The sequence below is a fragment of the Colwellia sp. MT41 genome, assembly GCF_001444365.1.
Classification (GTDB): domain Bacteria; phylum Pseudomonadota; class Gammaproteobacteria; order Enterobacterales; family Alteromonadaceae; genus Colwellia; species Colwellia marinimaniae.
The window spans coordinates 1,782,211-1,805,445 of the sequence record NZ_CP013145.1 but is presented as its reverse complement, the minus strand read 5'-3'; the positions used below and the strand labels follow the sequence as shown (position 1 = coordinate 1,805,445).

Sequence of the window (23,235 nt, the reverse complement as noted above, 5' to 3'; positions counted from 1 at the left end):
AATTTGGCCTCATAATCTCTTGAATTATGAAACCAGGGTGTTCCAATTAAAGATCTCCAACATACCTTAACTATTATCAGATAGTACACGTACAATCGATTCTTTAATTTTTTTGTAATCACCAGCAAAAAATTCATCAATATTTTTAATTATTTGATTGTTAAACGCCTCTTCATCTTCATCATGGTTTACGGATTTTGATTTTTTAGAGATTGATATGTTATATATCCGATGCCATTTGTTTGCTAATTTTTTAGATCTAACATTTTTAAATATTTGCTTGTTATCACAGGCATGTTCAAAAATAATATTGCGCTGTTCGCCATCATTTGGGCCAATTATTAGAACCAAAATAATTGAATCAACTCTATTAACAAATTCAAATAACAAAGTACGTTCAGTACTCGCCCATTCACCTGTCCCAGACTTTTGAATATCAAATTCTCCCCATTCTTTCGGTGAAAATCTAACGTATGATTTAGACGAATGAGCTAAGTCAATATTTAAGGTCTCTTGATTTTTTTCTAAATATTTTGAGAGTAAATCATAAGTTTCACTAGCCTTATCTGGCCTATGTTCAAATATTAAATCCAATGCTTGTTTGTGTTGTTTATAAATTTTCTTACACAATTTGCTAATATCTGTATCTTCCAAAATATGTCTCTCTATCATTTGTAAGTATTGTTCAATGGCAAATACAACGGAATTACTCGACGTTGACTTAACTTTTTTCAATGTTTTATGTAATATTTCTGAAATATCTTCATAAGAAATAGCTACCCAATCTTCATTGTTTTCTGGTGGTAGCCCTGAAGGGGTTAGAAGAGCGTAATACCTTTTGTATGAGGGGTATTGCTCTTCAATAATTTTTTGATATCGGGTTAACTGATCTGAATGTTCTCCTGACCAAATTTTGTTTTCAATAGCCAAAACAAATCTATACCGCTCAGATACTATTAATATGTCAATATTTCTCCATTCCCTTTCAACGGAAAAATCACTGTAATCATAGCAACCAACATCTATTAACGAGGGGGCATTATTTACATCAAATTCATTAAAGAAATGATAAAGAAAATTTGATAGACATTTACTCATCAGACCATGATTTTGAGAAGGATCAAGAAGAAACCCTAAAAAATTAGAATGCCTCAGTTCGCTGTTGACAGCGCCTATGGCTTCAAAAATATTGAAACCATTTAATGAGTCTTCAAGCTCTTCTAGCTCAGCAGAAAACAGAAGACTACTTAATTTTAGCTCTATAGAATCATCCAGATGCTGCTTACATGTCGATTTATTCATATGCTCCATTAATTATCCTTTATTTATTTCCAATTTTTATGTATTCCTAGCAATCTTTCAAAAACACATTAGCATCGCCAAATTCGATAGTTTTCTTATTACCCTGCGCATACACCTCTGCACCTAAGGAAGATAACTCAACCATTATCAAAGCGCCTGACGGTTCACAGTCAGCATCCACTTCTGCTTCAGTTTGAGCAGTTATCCAATTTAAATATTTTTCAGTTGCTTCTTCACTGAGCTCTATCACTAATTTTTGTTTCATTTGTATTCCTGTTTTACCTAATAGTTACTTGTTTTTATTTTGCACTTTTCTTTTTCTATCAACTCTTTCCGCAATCGAGCCACAACTACCGACAAACAAAAAAATTGCGACTATTGCTTCAAAGCTACTTGCCCCAAGATATTTTGCATAAATGAATAATCCATAAAAGGTTGCACCAAAAAGAGCAACACCAGGAATAAAAACTATAATAACCATTACAATATATGCCTTTGATAATAATTGTTTTTTAGTCAACTTTCTCACATCCTAAAAACAGGTTCATTTCAACAACAATGTTAACAATTTTTTTAGCTACGTCGAGACTTCGACTGACCACATCATCATTTGGCATCGCTATGAGGTACTTTTCAATAAAGTACAATTCTGCAGCAATTGTTTTTGCACCATAATAAAGAGCCACAAGTGTTATTTGCCAAGAATAATAGTCATATTCACTTCGGCACTCTTCCATTATGTTTACGCCTATAGGATCCCATTCTTGCCACAAAACTTCATTTACTCTTTCATGTAATACATTCACACTTTCAGGTAAGTCCTCGGTTGAGGCCAAACGGTTAATTTTATCCATGGCATCACTGAGTTTTCCTTGCTCAGCAAAGTCATAAAAGCAATCTTGTTCCTGATAGCTTTGACACCAAATTTTTTTTAACTCTGCTTCTGTAGATATTTTTGGGGTAATCATTTTACCTGCTCTGCTTTGTATAAAAAATGCTTATTGGTAAGTTCGGTTTCTTGTTGCCAATAATAAGCAACTAAAGGGTTTTCTTCTTGTGCCTCATTGTAATCAACACAAGCAACCTTATTAGACAATGTACTTGGCACACCATTAAATGTGTAGTGACCCACAATCACAGGTAATTCAAGAAGCTCTGGCGTTTGGTTTACGGGTAAATCGATGTTAGGAATATCATCAATAACTTCAGGTTGAACTTGAGCAATATCCCGATAAGTTTGAGCCTTAGATAACCACCATTTAGAACGTATTTGAGTTCTTTTTATACCTGTTTTATCTTGAAAACTATAGCCTACTGGTAAGGTGATTTCAGGGCCTTTTAATAGCGTTTCTATTAACTGATAAAGCTCTGTTGATTTATCAAAGGCATTTAGAAAACATTCTGCTTTAAGCTGTTTATCTTTATTTAAATACTGAGCTAACTGATCAACTGATGCTTGCTGCCAGCATGCATGTATTGCTCTAATACCACCAAAGTCGAGATAAAGTGGTAAAGATTTAAACCAAGTCACCCAGTAATGATGTACTTCGCTGCCTTCTATAACACTATCTAAAAAACCTTGATGCTGCTTAGTATTATTAACATTATGTGGGCGAAGCCATTGAGCAGTTTCAGGGTGTTTGGTTGCCCAACCTATGGCATTAAATTCATGATTACCCATAAGGCAATAGGCAAATCCATTATCGATAAGCTGCTTAACTTTTGTTAAAAGGGCAACATGATCAACATCCGATGAGGGGGCATTATCAATTAAATCCCCAATAAATACGAGTTTTGTGCTACTTACCAGTGATTGAGCGTTGGTTACATCAAAGTTAATATCTTCAAGCAAGTTATTTAATTTTTTAATCTGACCATGTAAATCACCTATAAAAACTAAATCTGGCTTCTTATTTACCCAACTTTTTTGCTTCATTACCTCTCCTATAAAATATCTATGGTTCTAGTATAACCACCGCAGCGACAGCTGATGTCGCCCTAACCCATTAAATATGATTTTCGTTCTTCAATTTTTTCAATTAACTCGGTGGGTTGTAGCACCTTGACATATCCACCAAACCCTAACAAAAAGTGCACAAGTTCATGAGTAAACTCCACACTAACTTTTACCTTTGCTGTGCGCACCATACTGTTTTCAATTAGATCAATTTTCTGATTTTCTGATAGCATCGCCTCTTCAAAGATTAATAAAGCAGGTCCTGTAGCAAGAAGTTCGAGTTTGATTAATTTTTTAGATAATAAATATCCCGTAGCATTTGAACTTAAGTACTCCTTAATGTCATTGGCACAGAATTGATTATCTTCCAGGTTATTTGATACTGCTAAAATCTTTGATAACTTGAATAGTTGAAAAACATCTGGGCTATGCGTTTTAGTCGCAACTAGGTAATGGCTATTTGTACGAATAATAAGCCCATGGGCATTTAGTAAGTAATCTTTACGTTCACCTGGCTGTTTTTGATAGCTAAGTGCTATCTGTTGTTGATTAAGCACAGCATCGTAAACAATTGTTCGGACCTCCTCGTTAATCGGTTTTGCCGTTAACGGAAATCCGTAGGGGACTACTTTAACTCGCTCTCGCCAGTTTTTAAATTTTGTTGAACTCTCTAAAGTTCGCTCTGCTTTGCTAAACCTCGGCTCTAGCTGATTTAAACTGGCAATAGGAAGTTGAGTCGATAACTGTGCTTTAGCTATGCATAATAATAAGGCTTCACAAGGTTGCAGTGCCGGTAATATTTCGTGTCCTGAATTAACATAACACCATTTAAGCCCTTCAGGGCTTTCTGATGAGGATATTCCCATTATGCTGGATAAGTTATCGAGGTCTCTTTGAATCGTTCTTAAAGTAACTTCAAAGCCTTGCTCAGATAATTGTTGTTTTATTGATTTAGTTAAAACAAATGAAGGGTATTTAGGGATAAGCTTAAGCATACAAATATGCCTAAGGGTTGTGCTGCGGCTCATAAATTTCCTATTATTTTCATTACACTAAGGCACAATACACTAAAGAGATTTTACTCTCAAACTATTAACAAACGCAGCGACACTATTTGTCGCATTGTACCGTATGATAATGATTATACGCATCATTTATCTCGAATTACATAAGGATTTTATGAATAAATTTAAAAAAGAAGCAACTAAGAAAAGAGCGAAAGAAATAGAAGGTTTATCCATTAAGCAAATAGAGGCTAAAGACGAACGTTCAGCATTACTAACACAATTACATGGTCACTTTTTTCCTGAAGAAACAGACTTTATGATGGACTCGAATGTAGATGCCAAGGAAAGAAAGCGTGGCGAAAATCCTATGAGCCAAACTTATACTGATAAAGTAAATGCTAAAAGAGAAATACTAGGGGTTCCTCCCATAAAAGACAATGGCCTCCCAGCAGATGATAGTTCACAAAAACATATAAATATAGAAGACACCCACTCATAATTATCGATAAAAAAACCAACAATAACTGTCTAACATCAGGCAGAATTTCACTATAATTGTGATGACAAAGAGGACATTAAAATCAAGGTACAAAAACAGGTGTTTTCCTAACATGTAAATACAACCAAGCAATAGCTAACTAACTTAACTAGCGAACTGCTGCCTTTCCATTTGAGTGGGTGTCGGTTTCTTGCACTATTTCCAAGAAAACAAGGTAGGTGAGTGCGTTTAGATATTTGTACTAGGTTACGCCCTCATCTCGTAACAAATTACAGAGATTCCAGAGTTTTGCGACTAGGTCTTGGGTGCTCATAATGCTTTTCCCTGTAGGCTTAATGCCTGATAAATTAGCTCGAAAGTAAGTCGTATAACTCGCGGTTAAGGTAATAGTTGTCTTTGCCAAGTTTGTGTTTGGTCAACAAACCAATATCGACCAATTGATTTAAATACTTGCTGGCGGTATTGCGATGAATACCCAGTTCATCGGTAACAAACTCAACCTTGGTATAGGGATGGGTAAATAAATTATTAATCAGTTCGTGACTATAAATTTTCGGCAGCTTGGCTTTAATGGTTTGTTTGCAATTTTGCATTAAGGCAATAATGCCTTTAATGGTTTTTAAGGTATCTTGACTGGTCACTTGTAATGCTTTTAACATAAATAGTAACCATGGTTGCCATTCGCCCTGGTCGCGCACCTGCTGTAATAGCTGATAATATTCAGTTTTGTGGCGATTAAGGTAACGTGATAAATACAAAATAGGCGCGCCGAGTAACTTTTGTTTACTTAAAAACAGAATATTTAAAATACGCCCGGTACGGCCATTGCCGTCATAAAAAGGGTGAATGCTTTCAAACTGATGATGTATTAACGCCATTTTCACTAGATCGTCGTAATCGCTGAGTTGGTCGTCATTAATAAATCGTTCGAGATCGCTCATTAAGGCAATAATTTGTTGACCTGTTTGTGGGGGTGTATACACTGTTTTTTTATTTTGTTGGTCAACTAATTGCGTGCCCCCTTGGGTTCTAAAGCCCGCGTTGTTGCTTTCAATGATTTGTTGAATATCAATAATAGTATTGTTAGTTAACAAGCCGGTGGTGGTGATGGTATCAAACCCTGTTGTTAATGCCTTGGCGTAGTTATGTACTTCTTTGGCGCTGGTAGAAATAAACTGCTGCGTTGGATAATAACTCCGGTATAGATCGTCTTGAGTGGTAATAATATTTTCAATTTCTGAGCTTTCTTTGGCTTCTTGCAGAGAAAGGGTCGCCAATAAAATATATTGATTGGGCATGGTCATCGCCAGGCCTTTTAATTCGCCCAACGCTTGGTGAGCTTTGGCGGTAGCTTTTAATACCGCTTTGCTTTCAATGTCGCCTAATTGCTCAAGCGGGACAAAGTTATAGTTACAATTCACTGAATACCTGCTTTGTTGTGCACGTGTCTAACGTCTGCACACATTTTTACACTTTCTTGTGCGTATAACAATAACATCAACCACTTATTTAGTTTTGTGTGCACATGCACTTTATATCTGATGTGTCGAGAGTAATGGAATTGTGTGATCGAGACTGGATAAAAGTGGGAACTTAATTAATGTAATTGGTATAACATCAACAAAAATTAGAAATAAATCCATTTTTTAAGATCAAAAAAGCCGCTTTTAAAGTGCGGCTTTTGGTCGATAATATCTGTAACAAATAAAATCAACTACAAACTTTAGACTCTTCAATCATAGCACGTTGAACAGCAACGGTTTCTTTAATGACTTTATCAAAAAATTTACGCTTTTCTTTAGATGAAGCGTTACGTACGAATTCAGAAAAAGGTGTAGACTTAACTTTTTCTCTAGTGTTGCTAAACATGTCGTACTCTCCTTTATTCTTTAGGTTGGCTGATGCACAATGGCTTCAAGCGAGGCGCGATTATACTTTTTACCGAGTATCACGTCAATGTCAGTTACATTAAAATGAGGTTTTTCCCGAGTGCCGTCAACGGAAAAACCGGGGACATCCAATAACTTTTCTCAAACTTAAAAATGTAAAAACACACAACATATTAGGCTTAATTAGAGCAGTTAATCAACATGCCAGCTACTAACTGAAATTAATACGCATAAAGCACAATATTACTATATTTTAGGTACATAAATTTCACCGTTAGTGAAAACAGTGTCATTGTCTTTAAAAAATAGCGTTTATTGAAAAATTTGTGTTTGCTGTCGGTGACCGCCTATCCACTTTTTATTCGTATGGGCAGCAAATGCTGATAGCTCATTTACCGAGCCTACCGCTTGATGGTATTGCTTACCAAAATGCTGGGCTAGTTGTAACCAGTCATCACTGCTGAAGCCTAATTGCTGCAATAGTGGCAACACTTGTGGGTTAATATAACCACGCTTATCTTCCCTCATTATTTTGCCGGTTTCTTCTACTAACGTTAAGTAATCTAGTAATGAAAAGGCAATACCTTTAGGGCGTTGTTTATGCTCATTACCGATAAAATCCAGCAAGGGTTTAACGGTAAATGGCAATTGGTTTTTATCATCGTTATCACTGGCTTTATCGTGAATACGCTCAAATATGGAGGTATATTGCGCGCTATTAACCGAAGTAGCCATTTTAAGAAACAGAAGACACCCCCTCTCAAAACATTGGTAACTTAAACACCACATGCCAAAATATTTATGGCATGTAGTGGCTACATTTTTTCTGGTAAAATAATATAACTAATTGTTTAAAATGCTTATGTCTTATAAATCAATTGGCTACTTATTTCACAATCTTGACAGATAAGTGTATAGACTTCCTTTTTCTTACTCACTTTAGTTTTTTTACTATTACAAGCAGTACACAGTGCTTTCATCGGTGTGTTGATAGAGCAACTGTTACATTTCACAAAGTAACCAAACTTGCCCCAGCATGCCTCTAAAGTATCTTGTGTATTACATTTCTTGCATTTTATGTTCAGCTTCGCTTGTTCTTTAGAAGGAGTGATTTTTAAAGAACGTGTCTGCTTTATAATTTGTTCAGGGATAGTTTTTTTAAGTGATTTTTTATCAGTTTGTTCTTCTGATTTTTTTTCTGAGGTACCTTTCTGCAAAATGAAATCACAAAGTCTTGTTATTTCATCAGCATTAAACCAAGGCCGAGTCTCGGCTTTAAAAAAGCTTAAGGCTCTAGGTTTCGATGAAGATAAATTCATGAGCGTTGTAACGCTGTCGACAATAAATTCAGATTTAACAAGCTTTTTTGCTATGTGCTCTGGAGCGTCATCCCTATTAATTATTGCATTGCTAGATATCGCGCAAAGGTGTTCCCATTGTCGCCCACCAAAACCTTTTTGTAGTTTTTCAAAACCAAATAATCTATCGAGCAAGGTAGAATCATGATCTCTTAATAATTTCTTTAATAAATCTTTTTGTAATTCAACCTGTTTAATAGGTGACGACATACCACTCCATTTCCCGTTATAACTCCTACTCCATTCTTCATATTTATTAACGGTAACTTCGCCGGTAATGCTTTTAGATTCAATTAATATAAAGCCAAAAGTATGGACAATAAGGTGGTCTAGCTGTGCTGTTTCATTATTATGATTGAGCTTAATATCGTTAAATACAAAAACCTGATCATGATCCTTAAAGGCACGACGTAAATAGAAGGCAACATCTAGTTCTTGTTTCTGGCCAGCTTTAATTATCGGGCTTGAACTACTTATTATTACTTTGTCTTTTATGATCATAATATTTCCTTACGAATAATCTTATTTAAAAATAACACGACTTATTAATGACGAATGCTGTGATCAGAGTAAAACACTCACCACTCTCTCAACTGTTGCATTTCTTTCAATCGCCCACGTTGCATCACCAACGCCTCAAACAAATCATCAACTGACGAGTTATCAGAACTTAACCCCGGCAGTGCAATATTCGCTTCGGCGAAAAATCGCTTATGGTTGTTGGTTAGTGAGGCTGAAGGCGCTGTTCTTAAAAGAGAGGTTGACGACTCTGAAGCTGAAGGCTCATTAAGCCAAGCTACTTGCCACCAGTGTTGAATTCTTTCTTTTGCCTGTTTTAGTTTGTGCTCTGTTGGCAGACGGTCGCTTTTTTGATTGTTCACTGTGCTATCTGTCGGCAGTAAATTCCATAAGTCGTTATTAGGCCAACGGGAAAAAGGCAAGCTGTGATCTATTTCATAACTTTGGTTTAATGATTTTTCTGACCAAACACAGCGTATTTGTTCTTGCTTTGGCTCTTTATTAGAGAAGTGCTCCTGCAACTGTTCAAAACGTTTACGCACCTCAACAGTTGTGCGTTTAGGCTCTTCCCAATTTAACGCTTGATGTAATTTATATTGATTTTCAGGTGATTTATATTGGCTATTTCCTGCATAACTCGCCATGGTTTTTACCCATTCACTGACCAGTACCGGTTCAATCCAGCAAGCATAGCGATTGAACGCTAGCCACGTTGATTCGGGCAATGAAAATTCGCCCCACTGCTCGAGAGTTTGTAAATCAAGGAAGATACTGTCTTTGGCTTTTACTGTTTTACTTGCCACTTCAAATACTGTGTTATCACTATTGGGCAGTTTTATATAACGACATGGCATGGTTTTAATATTGTTCACTGCCGCAGAGAGTGTTTTATGCAGTGCTATAGCATCATCACCGGAGAACAAATTACCAATGCGGTAATCTGACGACTTTAGCTTGGTTAACTTATGCCAACCATCAGGCTTCATAAAACCCATATTGGGGTTTTTATTAGGTGTTTGGTATAACTTATGGTCATCTATTAAGTCTTTGTATTGATGACACCAATATAGCGCCACTAAACCGACCGGTAAAATAACTCTATCGCCACCTACGCCTGATTCTCGCCTTAGTACGGCTCCTGGGTGACCATCAGCAATACGCAGTAATACTCGCAGCAGGGCAAGTTTGTGGGTGGCTGATTTACCGTCATTCATTGCCACATGACGAATAAAAGGAAACGCGCCTGTGCCATCATCAGGCAACTGCAATACCACTGTTTGCCAAGTGACATGATCTCTACCGAGTATATCGTTTTCTTTTTCCGTGGCTAACTTAGTGAATAAGCCAACATCGCTTGCTAAGCGCTTTAATTCATCTGCGCATACGGTATGCATTTTTCGTTCCTTGCGCTCTTGCTCTGCTTGCTCACTACCTGATGAATGACGAAGTGAAATAACCAGTTTTCCGCCCGGTTTAAGTAGGTTAGCCAATTTACGCATTGAGCGTGCGCGATCACTTAGCGGAATATGCATCCACACCGCGCTTAGTAAGATTAAGTCAAAGCTAACTTCTTGTTTGGTAATAGTGCTTAATGCGGGTAATGAATCAGTCAGCCACTTTACTTTAAGTCCAGTGGTTTGTTGTACGCCAAGCTCTGCCAGTAGTTTCGCGGGCTCGACCGCAAACACTTGGCTGTTATTTTCATCACCATGGGTTTTAGCCGCTAGTTGCGCTATATGTTTAGCATCTCGGCCTGAGCCAGCGCCTATATCGAGAATACGTGCATTTGGGTTTGCTATTATGGACGGCAAAAAATGACGCCAGCTTTGATGTACCTGATCAAATGATTTTGACAGGTATTGCTGGGATAATTCAGTGGCGTTTTCATTATAAAATTTGGCTGGCAAGCGCGTGGCCCTTTCGCGGTGGTATTTTGAGTGTGCTATTTTTCTATTTTGATACGAAGAGAATCACCTAATCATTGTTCTTTGTCAATAAAAATTCAAATAATCCTCATATAAATCAAAGTTTAAAACAGAAATTGTGATATTCATATTTAAAAAACAAAACTAAAGGCAATGTATGGATGGCAGTTTTTCTTTCATAATTTTGTTGGCTGTAAGGGCCAACACCACAGAGGTAAGCACGGCGAACACAGCGTGAAATCAAGTGATAATAACGGGTATCTTGCAAGGAAACTTGCTGACTGCGAGATTGAGTCATTTCGGCTACCTTAGTTCATAAGTTTGTGCGAATTTATTAACTATAGAGCCTGACTTTTAATAAACCAGTTTATGGATGTCCCACTTTGTTTCTTTGCTCTCACACTTTGTTCAAGTAATTTAACGACATATTGCTTTAATACGGATTATATCTGTCCAACTGAGAAAGCCATGATTTGTTAAATATTCGACGTTAATGATAGCCGTGCCATTGGGGCATTGACGCAAAAGATTTGTGTAAGCTTGATCAACATAGTCAGTATGGAAAACAAAGCCGAGCATGTTTTTTTGTGATTCCTCAATCTCGATGACCTTGTAACTATCAAGTTCATGGTAATTACTATCAATATCGACTTGTGACATATGAATGCTACTAGTACACCCGCCAAGCAATGCTAACATTAGTAATGTAAGTAACAAAAATATCTTTTTCATCACTACACCTCATTGCAGTAAGCAGATACAATAATTTCTCTTTTAAACACAAGTACATAACCCGTAGTTTGGTGTTTAGTATATATACCTTCAATTTTTCCTGTTGGGCATTGTGCTTTAAGATTCTCAATGGTTTCATCAACAAAAGCATTGCTAAAATTTATGCCGATGAAATTCCAGCTAGAAGAATTTGTGGTGATTTTATTATCTCTTTCTGCTGGAACCTGTGTCATAGACACGGTATTTAAACCAACACAACCGCCGAGTGAAAGTGCTAATAATGGCAATAACAGGGTCTTTTTTAACATGTGATCTTCCTAAATTAGATTTGATTAGATTAAGTTAATACAGTAACCAGTGATACGTACAACTTCACCACTTACTGGGCCGACATTGGTTGCTTCTCGAACTGACGTTAACCCAGTTATCTTTTTACTTGGACATGCTTTGATTACCTCAGCAAGTATTTTGTCGGCATAAGCATCGTTATATACTGGATTACCTGTCTTCGGACCAAAATTACTTATTGCTAAAATGAAAGCCACTAACTCTAAATCTTCACTGGTTGCAGCTGACTTTGCCGCTCCTGCTGCTATCTCTACAGCCTTAGCAGCATCAAAGCCAAGTTCATTCACTACGATAGTAAATGGGGTTAATGTTCCTTGTGACTGATCTATCTCGCCAATATGAACATGATGAAGTTGACTACAGCCACCAACAACTAACAAACTTAGTCCAAGTATACTTTTCAATTTTATCGGCATATGTGCCTACCTATTGTTAATGTCTATTGATAAAACTTGTAACTATTATACGTTTTCCTGTAACGATGACATGCGCTTTACTGTTTAGTTAATGTGGTAGAAGTGTCAGAAACTGTAAGCTAGCAACTTTTTTATTGCCTGCTATTTACCTGCGCCCAATGCCCTTATTTTCTAGCTGTCTCAGACGCTAGTATTAATCCTCTTGGTATTATTTATCAAGCTGCTATAATTCGCGCCGTCAATTTCAATCAAAAAAGTATCCTACATGACTGCAATATCGCCAACGTTAACCACGGCTGAACTAACACCTTCTCAAAAGGTACAATTTACTAAATTAGAAAAAAAGCTTAGACATCATGTTGGTAAAGCAATTGCCCAATACAATATGATTGAAGACGGCGATAAGGTCATGGTTTGTTTGTCCGGTGGCAAAGACAGTTATGCCATGCTCAGCATATTAATGCTGTTAAAAGAATCTGCTCCTATTCATTTTGACCTCATTGCCGTTAATTTAGATCAAAAACAACCGGGTTTTCCTGAGCATATTTTGCCGGAGTACTTAGATAAACTCGGCATTGAATATCATATTGTTGAAGAAAACACCTACAGCATTGTTAAAGAGAAAGTACCTGAAGGTAAAACCACTTGCAGCTTATGCTCTCGCTTACGCCGAGCTATTTTATATAAAACAGCAAAAAAGCTTGGTGCCACTAAAATCGCGCTAGGACATCATAGAGATGACATGCTTGAAACGCTAATGCTGAATATGTTTTATGGCGGTAAGATCAAAGCAATGCCAGCTAAGCTGGTCTCTGATAATGGTGAGCACGTTGTTATTCGCCCTTTAGCTTTTTGCAAAGAAAGTGAGCTTATTCAATACAGTGAGTTGAAAAAATTCCCTATTATTCCATGCAACTTATGTGGCTCTCAGCCGAACATGCAGAGGCAAAATATTAAACGCATGTTAAACGATTGGCATGAACAGTTTCCGGGCCGAATTGAGTCTATGTTTACCGCAATACAAAACGTAGTACCTTCTCACTTGTGTGACGGTAATTTGTTTGATTTTAAAAGTATCAATAGTAGTTCCGGTATTATTAATGGTGGTGACACCGCTTTTGATCAAGTTGCGATTGAAACGCCAAAAGATGTATCGACTAAAGATTATCTTAACGATGCTCAGCAACTCAATGTTGTTGAAGTAAAGTAATAGCAAGCGGATAAATATCAGTTATATCAAGGTAATTAAGATAATAAAAAAGCCCAATATCATAGCTATTGGGCTTTTTATGTTGTGCCTTATCTAAACCGTTATTTACGCTAATCTGCTAAAGCCGTCTGTTGACCATCAGGCTCAAAAAAATAACGCTGGTTATGGCGTAACATATCGGTGATGTCTAACACATAATGAGCTCCACGCTCTGAATAAGGTAATAAGCCTGCTGCTAATATTTCAGCATCAAGCGGTTGATCTTGCCCCCTTAATTCAGCTCTTATCGTTCTAAAAACATGATAAGCATTATGCTTATTGATATTATTAAAATAGCCTGAAACCGCAGCATCAACACTTTCAAAGGCTGCTACTTCATGTTGGGCACCTGCATTACGGCCACTAGGGACCATGCCACAACCCTCTTTATAACACCAAATACCAAAGAAGTTTAAACCGATACGAGCAAAGCGAGATGTACCCCAAGCAGACTCATTTGCCGCTTGTACTAATACCAATGAGGTTGGGATAATATCAACCCGCACCAACAAATCATTTATCTGCTGAAAAGTAGAAGCATCCTTATTAATACGATAAGCCTTGCTCAGCGCTTGCAGGGATGTTTGCTGCTCGGTGCTCAGTCCTAAACCTAACGATATCTGTTCATGCCAATATTCAAGCTCACTTCTCTCTTGTGATAACTGATTATTTTTAGCTTCAATGGCCGGGCGGATAAAATCAAAAAATTGACGTTTTTTAGTGGCTATATCATATATAGCGCCAAAGTCAGGTAAATCGACCTTATGTAGCGGTTGTTCAATGATTTTTACTGACGCAACTACCGGCACCACAACCACTGCTGGTACTACTTCTGCCTCAGTAACTATCGCTACGGGCTTAGGCACTAGAAAAGTAAAAGGTGCGAGCATCATGACAACTAACGCAAGACCTAAGATAAAGCGAACAAATAACATGCTTTTCATAAAAGCTCCTTATTTATGATAAAAATTAAGCAGAAAAAGTATCATCTGAGCCATTATGGTCAGTGTCTTTAGTCGAATGCTTGCCTACGTCGTTCTCAGAGCCACTGCCATCGGTATAGACGCCAAATATTTCCCGATACAATATGCCTTTAACGTTGTAATACCAGGGTGCTAAATATGAAAAACCAAATAAAAACACCATAATAGCGACAGGGGCCAAACTCGACTCCATTAATAAAACGATGGGAACGAGCAGAGCGATTAATGACATAAATAGCACTAAATAAACACCTAACAAAGGCATGATTTTAAAACGTAATGCTTTGACCGAGAGAATAATAGCTTGCATTGGCGTTAGCTTTTTCTCTACCACTAAAGGTATGGTTAATGACAACAATACACCTAACAATACCCCAGGGATAAGGAGTAATTGAAAGCCAATACTGATGAGAATAGAGCTTAACAACGCACAGAGCGCTACCCAACTACCGCGATGTAAGAAAGACAGTACCATTTTGATCTGGGTTGGTTTATTAACGGCGTGGTACACGCCCATCATTTCAATGCCGGCGATAAATGGCCAAACAGCCATAGTAACAATGACATTGAGCAACTGCATGGTCTGCGGATCGGCGATAACCTGTTCGATGCCACCAAAGAAGCTACTGACAATATATGACACTATCATGCCAAAAATTAAAACAAATAAAATCGCTAGATTAATCGACATTCTCGACTTTAACGTGTGCTGCCATGCTTCACTAAGCACAGCTTTCACATCAATTGCGTATTCGCCTTTTACTGCGCGCTCAAGACTACCACCAATGGATGTAATTATATTTTTTTCTGGCAAAGCTGACCCTTTAAATACATTAATACTAGATTTGCGCACTATTATACTGGAAAAACCAACAGATTGCTCATCGGGTAAATTAACGACAGATTTAAGCCGCAAGCGAAGTAAAAATCAGCTTATTGAAGATCACTTAGTACCAGCTGAAAGGCTAATGCCAATAGGATGAAGCCCATAACACGATCAAGAATATAGCCTTTACGCTCTAAGACATAACGCACTCTTTCTTGAGTCAGGATATACGAGAGGAAGCAAAACCAGACTGCTGTTGCCGCGACTAGATAAACGCCATAGGCAATTTTAATACTCAACAATGTTTCAGGGGCAATAACCACAGAAAACAAACTGACAAAAAATAACGTCGCTTTGACATTTAAAGCATTAATTAAAAAACCAGTAAGAAAGGCTTTTTTAGCCGAAGTGCTATTGGCAGCCTTATCGACTTTTGTTTCACCAGCCGATAAAGGTATATTTTTATCGCTATCTTTGCCTGCGGATATGGATAAGTCGTTATCAGGCTTTTTAGCCTTAAAACAATGCCATGCTATGTAACAAAAATAACTGGCGGCTAGGTATTTTAGTGCGGTAAATAAACGTTCATCGCTAGCAATTAATAGCCCTATACCCACCAATGAATAAGTTACATGGACAACAATGCCTGCGGCGATACCAAAACTAGTGTAGATAGCGATACGTCGGTTATAACGGATACTTTGCTTTAAAATAAGCGCAAAGTCGGGACCAGGACTTGCTACGGCCAAAAAATGTACCATAGCAATGAGTAAAAACTGTTCTAAAGCAGGCATATGACCACGAGGAGGTTAATGAAACATGCGTCATTTTACCTAAGAAAGCAAATAAAGCGACCTAAGGCCAATAAAAGTATCAATGCCTTCTGTAAGCAATTAACTACTAAGAGTAATTTTCCATCTTGATTCGTTATCAAGAAAGAGTTTACTTAACGACTTTATCAGCCACTATTGGATAAGGTTTTAATCGCACTATGTTGGCCGGTGTGTTTGATGAATACGCTTCAAAACATCTTGAAAAAAATGACTGCCTTTTTGCTCTGCTAAAGCGATATTATTTTCAGGAATTTTTTCTGGCTCCTTATATACAGCCAGCACTCTGGCCATACTTGCTTCACGAATGATATGAAGCATTGGATAAGGAGAGCGATTGGTGAAATTACTGGCGGCATCAAAATCATCATCAGCAAAACAGTATTCTGGATGCATAGTTGCTAGTTGAAATATGCCCTCAAAACCTGAATCAATCAGTAAATCATTAGCATAATCAACTAAGTCAAGGTAACGTTCAAAACCACGAAAACCATCGCTATAGATGATTAAGGTGGTTTCAATATCATCGTGTTGTTGTAAATAATGACATTGCTCTATGAACTCTGCTAGTGCGGGCTTAACTTGCTCAAGCGTCGACTGATGGTAACGAATGGTATTATTAACAAATTCTTTTTTTGCAAAGGGACAAAAATTTAAGCCGATAATAATTTCATCTAACCACTGTTTGGTGGCACTCACTGCTGCTGATCCTTGCTCAGGTAGTGTTTTCAGAGGTACGGCTTGCTGAGGTGCACTTTGTTTATCTTCTTTATTCATCACGGAACTCTAGGTGTTAGTGTTATTTTTAGTTCAGGATTGCTGTAACTGCCACATTTTACTGTATTGCCCTTGCAGAGCGAGTAATTGTTGATGATTGCCCTGCTCTACTATTTCACCATGACTCATCACAATAATGTTATCGCTATCAACTATGGTTGATAGCCGATGGGCAATCACTAAACTGGTGCGGTTCTTTGCCACTTCATTAATGGCCGTTAAAATGGCTTGCTCGGAATGACTATCAAGGGATGAAGTTGCTTCATCAAAGACCAATATTTGTGGGTTTTTCAAAATGGTACGCGCAATAGCTACCCGCTGTTTTTCACCACCGGAAAGTTTTAAACCACGCTCGCCCACCTTTGTTACTAAACCATCAGGTAAACTGGCGATAAATTCCGATAAATGTGCGAGATCAATGGCTTTTAATACCTGCTCTTTACTTGCCGTTGGACAACCATATTGCACATTATTAAATAAAGTATCGTTAAAAAGTACCGTGTCTTGCGGCACAATACCAATATGAGCACGCAGTGAATGTTGGCTCACTTGACTAATATCTTGGCCATTAATGCGAATAGCGCCTGAGTCAACATCATAAAAACGAAACAATAATTTCACTAAGGTTGATTTACCCGAGCCACTTTGTCCCACCACGGCGACTTTTTCTCCCGCTTTGATTTCAAATGAAATACCTTTAATGATCGGCCGTTTTTCATTATAGGCAAAAGTAATATTATCAAAGACGATACTGGCTTGACTGCTGGTATTATCCCCTAGCTCGGCCAAGCTTAACGCTGGGGCTTGCGGAACATCTTGCACCTTGGCTTTTTTAGCGAGTAAGCCAAACAAATTTTCAATGTTAGCCAAAGACCCCTTGATCTCACGGTAGACAAAGCCTAAAAAATTTAGTGGTATAAATAATTGCATCATAAAGGCATTAATCAAGACAAAATCACCTAAAGTCATCACGCCAGCAGCAACTTCCTTGGCAGCCAAGGCCAACATAGCCGTTATGGCAAAGGCTATAATCAACGCTTGCCCTCCGTTAAGGGCAAACAATGATAAACGGTTTTTAATTTTAGCCTGCTCCCAAACTGACAGATGCTTATCATACGCCTGCGCTTCATACTCTTCATTAGTGAAATATTTTACCGTTTCGTAATTCAGTAAACTATCAATAGCGCGGGTATTACTTGATGAGTCAGCTTGATTTGCCTCGCGGACATAACGTGTACGCAGCTCAGTGACGTAAACAGAAAAGGCGATATAGCTAATAATCGAAGTCAAGGTAATTGCAGCAAACCATATGCCGTAATTAACAAAGAGAATGGTTACCACCATAACGATTTCAAGCAAGGTCGGCACAATATTAAACACCATAAAACGCATTAAAAAGTTGATGCCTGTGGTGCCCCGCTCGATATCTCGGGATAAACCACCCGTTTGTCTATTTAAGTGAAAATCTAAGTCAAGCGCATGAAGGTGGCGAAATACCTTTAAACCTATGCGCCGAATAGCGCGCTCAGTAACCCGGCCAAATAATGTATCTCTGATCTCAGCAAAGACCACTATCGAAAAGCGTACTACCCCATAGGTGGCAACTAAGGCTAGCGGCACAATCATCAGGGCAGAATTTTGCTTATCGGTGTTATTAGCATCTAAGCTATCAACAATATCTTTGAGGATAAAAGGTAAATAAACACTGGCAATTTTAGTGAATATTAGACACAACATAGCGAAGGCGATGCGTTTTTTATACTCAAACAAGTAAGGTAAAATCAGTTTAAAAGCTTGCCAGTTAATAGAGCGGACTTCTTGGTCGGGATAACTAGAGGGGCGCATAGCTTACCTTATGAGTGAATGTTTATGAAAGAAAAGCTTATGTATGAAAAGCTTATAAAAGAAAAGGCTATGATAAAATATAAAGGCAATATAACCTACCTATTATGTAATATATCTTACTTTCATAGGGATTTTTTCCTTAGAATTCAGATATTAAAAATACGTTATCCCTCAACTACGACTAAGTTCCAAGTAACGTCACAAAACATCCCTGATAACGTTCTAAGGAATAGAAATGTTAATACCAGCCGGTATATTAATTGTCGCCATTATCTTAGCTGTTTTTTCAGCAAAAATACTTGTTACTGGCGCTATTAGCATTGCCAAACGTTTTGCTATTGCAGAATTCATTATCGGGGCTTTTATTATCGGCTTTGCTACCTCGCTGAAAAGTTGCATCCATTGATTTTTAACGATGACAACACTGCATGACCGGAAAATACCACACTGAGCTATTCTATTCGCGACGCTAAAGCCTTTATTGAACAAATTGACACCAGAGTAACCGTAAAAGTAAAAGTCGATAATTTCAGGGTACACGAGCGTATTAACCTAAACAGTGATTAATAGCTGTGCAGAGCAAGTTAAACATAAAAAACCCGCATCAGCTTTCGCTAATGCGGGTTTTGTTCTTTATTCTTTATTCGGTATTAGTTGTTAGCTACCGTTTTGGCTCAGTAGCTACTGAATTTCGCTCAAAACAAAGCAGAAACAGCGAGCAACAAAGCTCGCTCAGCTTAAACTAGCCCAACATACATTCCGTGTATTTGTCACTAGATTATTTGCTATTTCCTGCTTCTACACGGCTTTTCAGTTTCTGTCCTGGTCTAAAGGTAACGACTTTACGGGCAGAAATTGGAATATCTTCACCAGTTTTAGGATTACGGCCAGGACGTTCGCTTTTTTGTCGCAAGTCGAAATTACCAAAACCCGAAAGTTTAACTTGATCGCCACTTTCTAAGGTCTCGCGAATTTCTTCAAAAAATATTTCAACCATATCTTTTGCGTCACGCTTGCTCAGCCCAACTTTTTCAAATAAATGTTCTGCTACTTCTGCTTTTGTAAGCGCCATTGCTTAGTCCCTCAGTGATGCATTTAACTCTGTTTTTAAGGTTTCAACAACCCTATCGATAACATCGGTGATGTCTTTTTCTTCAAGAGTTTTACTGGTATCTTGTAATACTAAGGTGATGGCTAAACTCTTATAACCCTCTTCAATTCCTTGACCTTGGTATACATCGAATAAGTTTAGATCAATTAAATAATTTCCGCCAACCTTTTCAATAAGTTGTAACACTTTTTTTGCATCAACGTCTTCTTTAACCACTATCGCTAGGTCGCGGCGATTGGCAGGAAAGCGAGATATGTCGCTGGCTTCAGGGATTTTTTGCACCAGTACTTCTGATAATAATAGCTCGAAAACTAAAGTACGGCCGTTTAAGCCTAATTTTCTTTCTAATTCAGGGTGTAAGGTTCCAACATGACCTACAAAAACACCATTCTTAGTAATTTGTGCGGTTTGACCTGGATGTAAGGCCTCAACTTCAGCTTTTGAAAACTCATAAGCTTGAGCATCACCCGTAAGTGCTAATAAAGCTTCAACATCACCTTTAATATCATAAAAGTCGCTGGCTGCTTTTTCCATGCTCCAATGTTCATCAACACGAAGACCACCAATAACACCGGCTAACATGTTTTGCTGACGAACACCGTTTTCAACACTTTCATCGGGCACAAAACGCAAACCTGCTTCAAATAAACGCACGCGACCTTGCTGACGGTTTTGGTTATAAACCATAGACTGTAACAAACCCGTCCATAAACTTAAGCGCATTACCGACATTTCAGAAGAAATAGGGTGTGGTAACGTCATCACCTCGGCCCCTGGATGTAATAATGTTTGTACTTTCGGGTCAACAAAACTGTAGGTAATCGCTTCTTGATAATCACGATTGACTAAGACTAGTTTTAGGTTCATTAAAGAAAGCTTGGCTTCTTTTTGCTCACGCATTTTCAACATTGCTTTGGGCGCAACATTGGGGATATTGTTATAACCATAGATGCGGGCAACTTCTTCTATTAAATCGACTTCAATTTTAATATCAAAACGGTAAGCGGGCACAATCACCTGCCACACCCTAGCAACGCCGTCACCCGTGGTGCTAACAGTAAAACCAAAACGGGTAAGAATTTCGCTAACTTGCTCATCATCAATGTGATGACCAATACGGCTATCTAACTTTTCACGACGTAAACTTACGTCTTTTGTTTGCGGAATGTCAGCCTCAGATTTAGCTTCTACCACTGGACCGGCTTGACCACCAACAATACTGAGCAATAACTCTGTAGCACGCTCTATGGCATCATGTTGTAACGTTGGGTCTATGCCACGTTCATAACGATGGGAAGAGTCGGTATGCAAACCGTATTGACGTGCTTTACCTAAGATAGCTAGCGGCGCAAAAAAGGCACTTTCTAAAAATATATCGGTAGTGTTACTGGTAACACCTGAATCAAGACCACCAAAGATACCAGCCATGGCTAATGCGTTGCCTTTACCTAAAACACCGTCATCAGCTATAACTAAAGTACCTTCTTTTAGCGTTACTTCCTTCTCATCTAATAAGGTGAGCTTTTCGTCTTGGTTAGCAAAACGAACATTGATACCACTACCAAGTTTGGCTAAATCAAAGGCATGCATTGGGTGACCCAATTCAAGCAATATATAGTTGGTGACATCAACAACAGGGTCGATTGAGCGGGTACCACAACGGCGAAGTTTTTCCACCATCCACAGTGGCGTGGTTGCTTTTGGGTTAATGCCTTTAATCACACGACCTAAGTAACGAGGACAAGCTTGCTTCGCTTCAACATTGATAGTAAGCACATCATCAATCGTTGGCACTACTGCGGTAATGGTTGGCTCGGTAACGGCTAAAGAGTTCAACACACCTACTTCACGGGCTAAACCTTTAATGCCTAGGCAATCACCACGGTTAGCCGTTAAATCAACGTCAATGGTAACGTCATTTAAATCTAAATATTCACGAACACAGCTACCTACTGGTGCATCCTGAGCTAATTCCATAATGCCCGCTGAGTCATCGGCTAAACCAATTTCCGATTCACTACACAACATACCAAAAGAGGCAACACCGCGTAATTTTGCTTTCTTAATGTTAAAATCGCCTGGCAGTACCGCGCCGACTGTTGCTACCGCAACTTTTAAGCCTTTACGACAGTTTTTAGCACCACAGACGATAGTAACCAACTCGCCTTTTTCTACGGTAGCAGAGCTGTAATCGCCTAAACTAATTTTTGTTACTTGCAACTTATCCGCATCGGGATGTGGGCCACATTCAACCACTTCACCAATAATAACACCACTAAACTCGCCCGCTACTGGGTCAACACTGTCAACCTCTAGACCGGCCATGGTAATTTGATGCGCTAATTCAGCAGAAGAAAGTGCAGGATTAACCCACTCACGTAACCAAGATTCACTAAATTTCATTATGAGTTTTCCTACTTGAACTGTTTTAAGAAACGAAGATCGTTTTCAAAGAATGCACGTAAATCATTTACGCCATAACGCAACATAGTTAGACGCTCAACCCCCATACCAAAAGCAAAGCCGGTATAAATTTCCGGGTCGATACCAACACTACGTAAAACATTTGGGTGTACCATGCCACAACCTAATACTTCTAACCATTTACCATTTTTACCCATGATATCTACTTCAGCAGAAGGTTCAGTGAAGGGGAAATATGAAGGGCGGAAACGAATTTCTACGTCTTCTTCAAAGAAGTGATGCAAGAAGTCATGCAAAATGCCTTTAAGGTGAGTAAAGCTAACGTCTTTATCGACCATCAAGCCTTCTACTTGATGAAACATTGGTGTATGTGTTTGGTCATAATCATTACGATACACTTTACCTGGAGAAATAATGCGTAGTGGCGGCTTTTCAACTTCCATGGTACGAATTTGTACACCGGATGTTTGAGTACGTAATACTAATTTTGGATTGAAATAGAAAGTATCATGGTCTTGACGGGCCGGGTGATGCTCTGGAATATTTAAGGCATCAAAGTTGTGATAATCATCTTCAACTTCTGGACCGACTTTAACTTCAAAACCTAAATCACCAAAGAAGCTTTCAATACGGGCAATAGTGCGCGTTACTGGATGTAAGCCACCTATTTTAGTACCGCGACCTGGTAAAGTGACATCGATAGACTCTGCCGCTAGTTTTTCTTTAATCTCTTGGGCACGTAATAATTCACCACGGTCGTTAAGTAATTTAAGTACGGCTTGTTTAGCCGTATTAATTACTTGTCCCATTTTAGGCTTTTCTTCTTTGGGTAATTTACCTAAGCCTTTCATCTGCTCGGTGAATGAACCTTTCTTCCCTAAAAAGTGAACGCGCACTTGATCAAGTGCAGTTGGATCTGACGCTGCCGCAATGGCAATTTCTGCCTCTGCAACAATAGCATCTATAGTGGTGGTGTCTAAGCTCATGATTTCCTCTAAAACGGGGGTAGATAAACGACTTTAATTAGCTTTCTTATGAAAAGGCCAGCGAGGTAAAGTATTTACCAATAGACTAATTCATATAATAAAAATGCCATTGATTTTACACGAAAACACGTTGTTAGGTAGGGGAAATAGCGGATTTTTAATGAATAAATGCTAATAAATAGTATGTTTATGCGCTATAGAGGTAAAACACACTTTTGTCTGCTGGATAAATAGTGGCAGTTATACCTCGCT

At 38.3% G+C, this 23,235-nt stretch carries 26 protein-coding genes and 1 pseudogene; 3 read left to right on the top strand and 24 right to left on the bottom strand.

Going from position 1 to position 23,235, the window contains the following annotated elements:
* Positions 1–66: 66 nt before the first annotated feature.
* The 6 genes from CMT41_RS07700 to CMT41_RS07675 form a co-directional block, all read right to left on the bottom strand.
* Positions 67–1,302, bottom strand: a complete 1,236-nt coding sequence (locus CMT41_RS07700) for a PDDEXK-like family protein (protein ID WP_198149794.1) — start codon at positions 1,300–1,302, stop codon at positions 67–69.
* 46 nt (positions 1,303–1,348) lie between these two features.
* Positions 1,349–1,567 (bottom strand): hypothetical protein, encoded by a 219-nt coding sequence (locus tag CMT41_RS07695; protein WP_058026909.1) that lies wholly within the window; start codon positions 1,565–1,567, stop codon positions 1,349–1,351.
* 24 nt (positions 1,568–1,591) lie between these two features.
* Entirely contained in the window at positions 1,592–1,822 is a 231-nt protein-coding gene (locus tag CMT41_RS07690; RefSeq protein WP_057180748.1) for a hypothetical protein, read from the bottom strand.
* Positions 1,815–2,270: a hypothetical protein gene (locus tag CMT41_RS07685; protein ID WP_058026907.1), complete on the bottom strand. Its 456-nt coding sequence runs from the start codon at positions 2,268–2,270 to the stop codon at positions 1,815–1,817. Before CMT41_RS07685 ends, CMT41_RS07690 begins: the two co-directional genes overlap by 8 nt.
* Entirely contained in the window at positions 2,267–3,238 is a 972-nt protein-coding gene (locus tag CMT41_RS07680) for a metallophosphoesterase (RefSeq protein WP_058026905.1), read from the bottom strand. Before CMT41_RS07680 ends, CMT41_RS07685 begins: the two co-directional genes overlap by 4 nt.
* Positions 3,239–3,300: 62 nt before the next feature.
* A complete protein-coding gene (locus CMT41_RS07675; RefSeq protein WP_083494242.1) occupies positions 3,301–4,287 on the bottom strand; it encodes a helix-turn-helix transcriptional regulator in 987 nt (328 codons plus the stop codon).
* 151 nt (positions 4,288–4,438) lie between these two features.
* Here CMT41_RS07675 and CMT41_RS07670 point away from each other — a divergent pair, with 151 nt between their 5' ends.
* The gene (locus CMT41_RS07670; protein ID WP_083494350.1) at positions 4,439–4,765 is read left to right on the top strand and encodes a hypothetical protein; all 327 of its coding nucleotides are present in this window, start codon (positions 4,439–4,441) and stop codon (positions 4,763–4,765) included.
* A 347-nt stretch (positions 4,766–5,112) separates the two neighbouring features.
* On the opposite strand, the gene CMT41_RS07665 is transcribed toward CMT41_RS07670, so the two are convergent.
* The 10 genes and pseudogenes from CMT41_RS07665 to CMT41_RS07630 form a co-directional block, all read right to left on the bottom strand.
* Positions 5,113–6,186 (bottom strand): Fic family protein, encoded by a 1,074-nt coding sequence (locus tag CMT41_RS07665; protein ID WP_058026899.1) that lies wholly within the window; start codon positions 6,184–6,186, stop codon positions 5,113–5,115.
* A gap of 289 nt (positions 6,187–6,475) precedes the next feature.
* Entirely contained in the window at positions 6,476–6,634 is a 159-nt protein-coding gene (locus CMT41_RS19360; RefSeq protein ID WP_197410269.1) for a hypothetical protein, read from the bottom strand.
* 20 nt (positions 6,635–6,654) lie between these two features.
* The gene (locus CMT41_RS19705; RefSeq protein ID WP_257721035.1) at positions 6,655–6,786 is read right to left on the bottom strand and encodes a hypothetical protein; all 132 of its coding nucleotides are present in this window, start codon (positions 6,784–6,786) and stop codon (positions 6,655–6,657) included.
* A gap of 180 nt (positions 6,787–6,966) precedes the next feature.
* Positions 6,967–7,389 (bottom strand): hypothetical protein, encoded by a 423-nt coding sequence (locus CMT41_RS07660; protein ID WP_058026897.1) that lies wholly within the window; start codon positions 7,387–7,389, stop codon positions 6,967–6,969.
* A gap of 125 nt (positions 7,390–7,514) precedes the next feature.
* Positions 7,515–8,513, bottom strand: a complete 999-nt coding sequence (locus CMT41_RS07655) for a nuclease-related domain-containing protein (RefSeq protein ID WP_058026894.1) — start codon at positions 8,511–8,513, stop codon at positions 7,515–7,517.
* Positions 8,514–8,590: 77 nt separating this feature from the next.
* On the bottom strand, positions 8,591–10,438 hold the full coding sequence (locus CMT41_RS07650) for a class I SAM-dependent methyltransferase (RefSeq protein ID WP_058026893.1): 1,848 nt from the start codon (positions 10,436–10,438) through the stop codon (positions 8,591–8,593).
* A 187-nt stretch (positions 10,439–10,625) separates the two neighbouring features.
* Positions 10,626–10,754: pseudogene (locus CMT41_RS19495) on the bottom strand (transposase); the annotation flags it as partial.
* A 119-nt stretch (positions 10,755–10,873) separates the two neighbouring features.
* Positions 10,874–11,116, bottom strand: coding sequence for a hypothetical protein (locus CMT41_RS07640; RefSeq protein ID WP_232300035.1), 243 nt, complete (start codon positions 11,114–11,116; stop codon positions 10,874–10,876).
* A 74-nt stretch (positions 11,117–11,190) separates the two neighbouring features.
* Complete coding sequence (locus CMT41_RS07635; RefSeq protein WP_058026887.1) at positions 11,191–11,496, bottom strand: hypothetical protein; 306 nt, start codon at positions 11,494–11,496, stop codon at positions 11,191–11,193.
* 24 nt (positions 11,497–11,520) lie between these two features.
* Entirely contained in the window at positions 11,521–11,952 is a 432-nt protein-coding gene (locus CMT41_RS07630) for a hypothetical protein (RefSeq protein WP_058026885.1), read from the bottom strand.
* A gap of 265 nt (positions 11,953–12,217) precedes the next feature.
* Between CMT41_RS07630 and ttcA the strand changes: the two genes are divergently transcribed.
* The gene (ttcA, locus tag CMT41_RS07625) at positions 12,218–13,162 is read left to right on the top strand and encodes a tRNA 2-thiocytidine(32) synthetase TtcA (RefSeq protein ID WP_057180734.1); all 945 of its coding nucleotides are present in this window, start codon (positions 12,218–12,220) and stop codon (positions 13,160–13,162) included.
* Between the two features lie 110 nt (positions 13,163–13,272).
* Here the strand turns inward: ttcA and CMT41_RS07620 are convergent, their stop codons facing one another.
* From CMT41_RS07620 to CMT41_RS07600, 5 genes are all read right to left on the bottom strand, one after another.
* Entirely contained in the window at positions 13,273–14,145 is an 873-nt protein-coding gene (locus CMT41_RS07620; RefSeq protein ID WP_058026883.1) for a glucosaminidase domain-containing protein, read from the bottom strand.
* A 25-nt stretch (positions 14,146–14,170) separates the two neighbouring features.
* Positions 14,171–14,998: a hypothetical protein gene (locus CMT41_RS07615; RefSeq protein WP_058028174.1), complete on the bottom strand. Its 828-nt coding sequence runs from the start codon at positions 14,996–14,998 to the stop codon at positions 14,171–14,173.
* Between the two features lie 119 nt (positions 14,999–15,117).
* Complete coding sequence (locus CMT41_RS07610) at positions 15,118–15,804, bottom strand: LysE family translocator (protein ID WP_058026881.1); 687 nt, start codon at positions 15,802–15,804, stop codon at positions 15,118–15,120.
* Positions 15,805–15,999: 195 nt separating this feature from the next.
* Positions 16,000–16,617 carry a DUF1415 domain-containing protein gene (locus CMT41_RS07605; RefSeq protein ID WP_058026879.1) on the bottom strand — a complete coding sequence of 206 codons (618 nt, stop codon included), beginning with the start codon at positions 16,615–16,617 and terminating at the stop codon, positions 16,000–16,002.
* 33 nt (positions 16,618–16,650) lie between these two features.
* A complete protein-coding gene (locus tag CMT41_RS07600) occupies positions 16,651–18,462 on the bottom strand; it encodes an ABCB family ABC transporter ATP-binding protein/permease (protein WP_058026877.1) in 1,812 nt (603 codons plus the stop codon).
* 235 nt (positions 18,463–18,697) lie between these two features.
* Here CMT41_RS07600 and CMT41_RS19050 point away from each other — a divergent pair, with 235 nt between their 5' ends.
* Entirely contained in the window at positions 18,698–18,868 is a 171-nt protein-coding gene (locus tag CMT41_RS19050) for a hypothetical protein (protein ID WP_157466304.1), read from the top strand.
* A 372-nt stretch (positions 18,869–19,240) separates the two neighbouring features.
* On the opposite strand, the gene CMT41_RS07595 is transcribed toward CMT41_RS19050, so the two are convergent.
* From CMT41_RS07595 to pheS, 3 genes are read right to left on the bottom strand one after another with little or no spacing between them, the layout of a single operon-like run.
* Positions 19,241–19,534: an integration host factor subunit alpha gene (locus CMT41_RS07595; RefSeq protein ID WP_057180728.1), complete on the bottom strand. Its 294-nt coding sequence runs from the start codon at positions 19,532–19,534 to the stop codon at positions 19,241–19,243.
* 3 nt (positions 19,535–19,537) lie between these two features.
* Positions 19,538–21,976, bottom strand: a complete 2,439-nt coding sequence (gene pheT, locus CMT41_RS07590; RefSeq protein WP_058026875.1) for a phenylalanine--tRNA ligase subunit beta — start codon at positions 21,974–21,976, stop codon at positions 19,538–19,540.
* 11 nt (positions 21,977–21,987) lie between these two features.
* The gene (gene pheS / locus CMT41_RS07585) at positions 21,988–22,983 is read right to left on the bottom strand and encodes a phenylalanine--tRNA ligase subunit alpha (RefSeq protein ID WP_057180726.1); all 996 of its coding nucleotides are present in this window, start codon (positions 22,981–22,983) and stop codon (positions 21,988–21,990) included.
* Positions 22,984–23,235 lie beyond the last annotated feature (252 nt).

Excerpts from the sequence above, each read along its gene's own strand:
- CMT41_RS07640 (WP_232300035.1), bottom strand. The coding sequence starts at position 11,116 with ATGTCACAAGTCGATATTGATAGTAATTACCATGAACTTGATAGTTAC.
- CMT41_RS07595 (WP_057180728.1), bottom strand. The coding sequence starts at position 19,534 with ATGGCGCTTACAAAAGCAGAAGTAGCAGAACATTTATTTGAAAAAGTT.
- CMT41_RS07600 (WP_058026877.1), bottom strand. The coding sequence starts at position 18,462 with ATGCGCCCCTCTAGTTATCCCGACCAAGAAGTCCGCTCTATTAACTGG.
- CMT41_RS07670 (WP_083494350.1), top strand. The coding sequence starts at position 4,439 with ATGAATAAATTTAAAAAAGAAGCAACTAAGAAAAGAGCGAAAGAAATA.
- CMT41_RS07630 (WP_058026885.1), bottom strand. The coding sequence starts at position 11,952 with ATGCCGATAAAATTGAAAAGTATACTTGGACTAAGTTTGTTAGTTGTT.
- CMT41_RS07620 (WP_058026883.1), bottom strand. The coding sequence starts at position 14,145 with ATGAAAAGCATGTTATTTGTTCGCTTTATCTTAGGTCTTGCGTTAGTT.
- CMT41_RS07635 (WP_058026887.1), bottom strand. The coding sequence starts at position 11,496 with ATGTTAAAAAAGACCCTGTTATTGCCATTATTAGCACTTTCACTCGGC.
- pheS (WP_057180726.1), bottom strand. The coding sequence starts at position 22,983 with ATGAGCTTAGACACCACCACTATAGATGCTATTGTTGCAGAGGCAGAA.
- CMT41_RS07655 (WP_058026894.1), bottom strand. The coding sequence starts at position 8,513 with ATGATCATAAAAGACAAAGTAATAATAAGTAGTTCAAGCCCGATAATT.
- CMT41_RS07685 (WP_058026907.1), bottom strand. The coding sequence starts at position 2,270 with ATGATTACCCCAAAAATATCTACAGAAGCAGAGTTAAAAAAAATTTGG.
- CMT41_RS19050 (WP_157466304.1), top strand. The coding sequence starts at position 18,698 with ATGTTAATACCAGCCGGTATATTAATTGTCGCCATTATCTTAGCTGTT.
- CMT41_RS07700 (WP_198149794.1), bottom strand. The coding sequence starts at position 1,302 with ATGAATAAATCGACATGTAAGCAGCATCTGGATGATTCTATAGAGCTA.
- CMT41_RS07605 (WP_058026879.1), bottom strand. The coding sequence starts at position 16,617 with ATGAATAAAGAAGATAAACAAAGTGCACCTCAGCAAGCCGTACCTCTG.
- CMT41_RS19360 (WP_197410269.1), bottom strand. The coding sequence starts at position 6,634 with ATGTTTAGCAACACTAGAGAAAAAGTTAAGTCTACACCTTTTTCTGAA.
- ttcA (WP_057180734.1), top strand. The coding sequence starts at position 12,218 with ATGACTGCAATATCGCCAACGTTAACCACGGCTGAACTAACACCTTCT.
- CMT41_RS07610 (WP_058026881.1), bottom strand. The coding sequence starts at position 15,804 with ATGCCTGCTTTAGAACAGTTTTTACTCATTGCTATGGTACATTTTTTG.
- CMT41_RS07680 (WP_058026905.1), bottom strand. The coding sequence starts at position 3,238 with ATGAAGCAAAAAAGTTGGGTAAATAAGAAGCCAGATTTAGTTTTTATA.
- CMT41_RS07695 (WP_058026909.1), bottom strand. The coding sequence starts at position 1,567 with ATGAAACAAAAATTAGTGATAGAGCTCAGTGAAGAAGCAACTGAAAAA.
- pheT (WP_058026875.1), bottom strand. The coding sequence starts at position 21,976 with ATGAAATTTAGTGAATCTTGGTTACGTGAGTGGGTTAATCCTGCACTT.
- CMT41_RS07660 (WP_058026897.1), bottom strand. The coding sequence starts at position 7,389 with ATGGCTACTTCGGTTAATAGCGCGCAATATACCTCCATATTTGAGCGT.
- CMT41_RS07675 (WP_083494242.1), bottom strand. The coding sequence starts at position 4,287 with ATGAGCCGCAGCACAACCCTTAGGCATATTTGTATGCTTAAGCTTATC.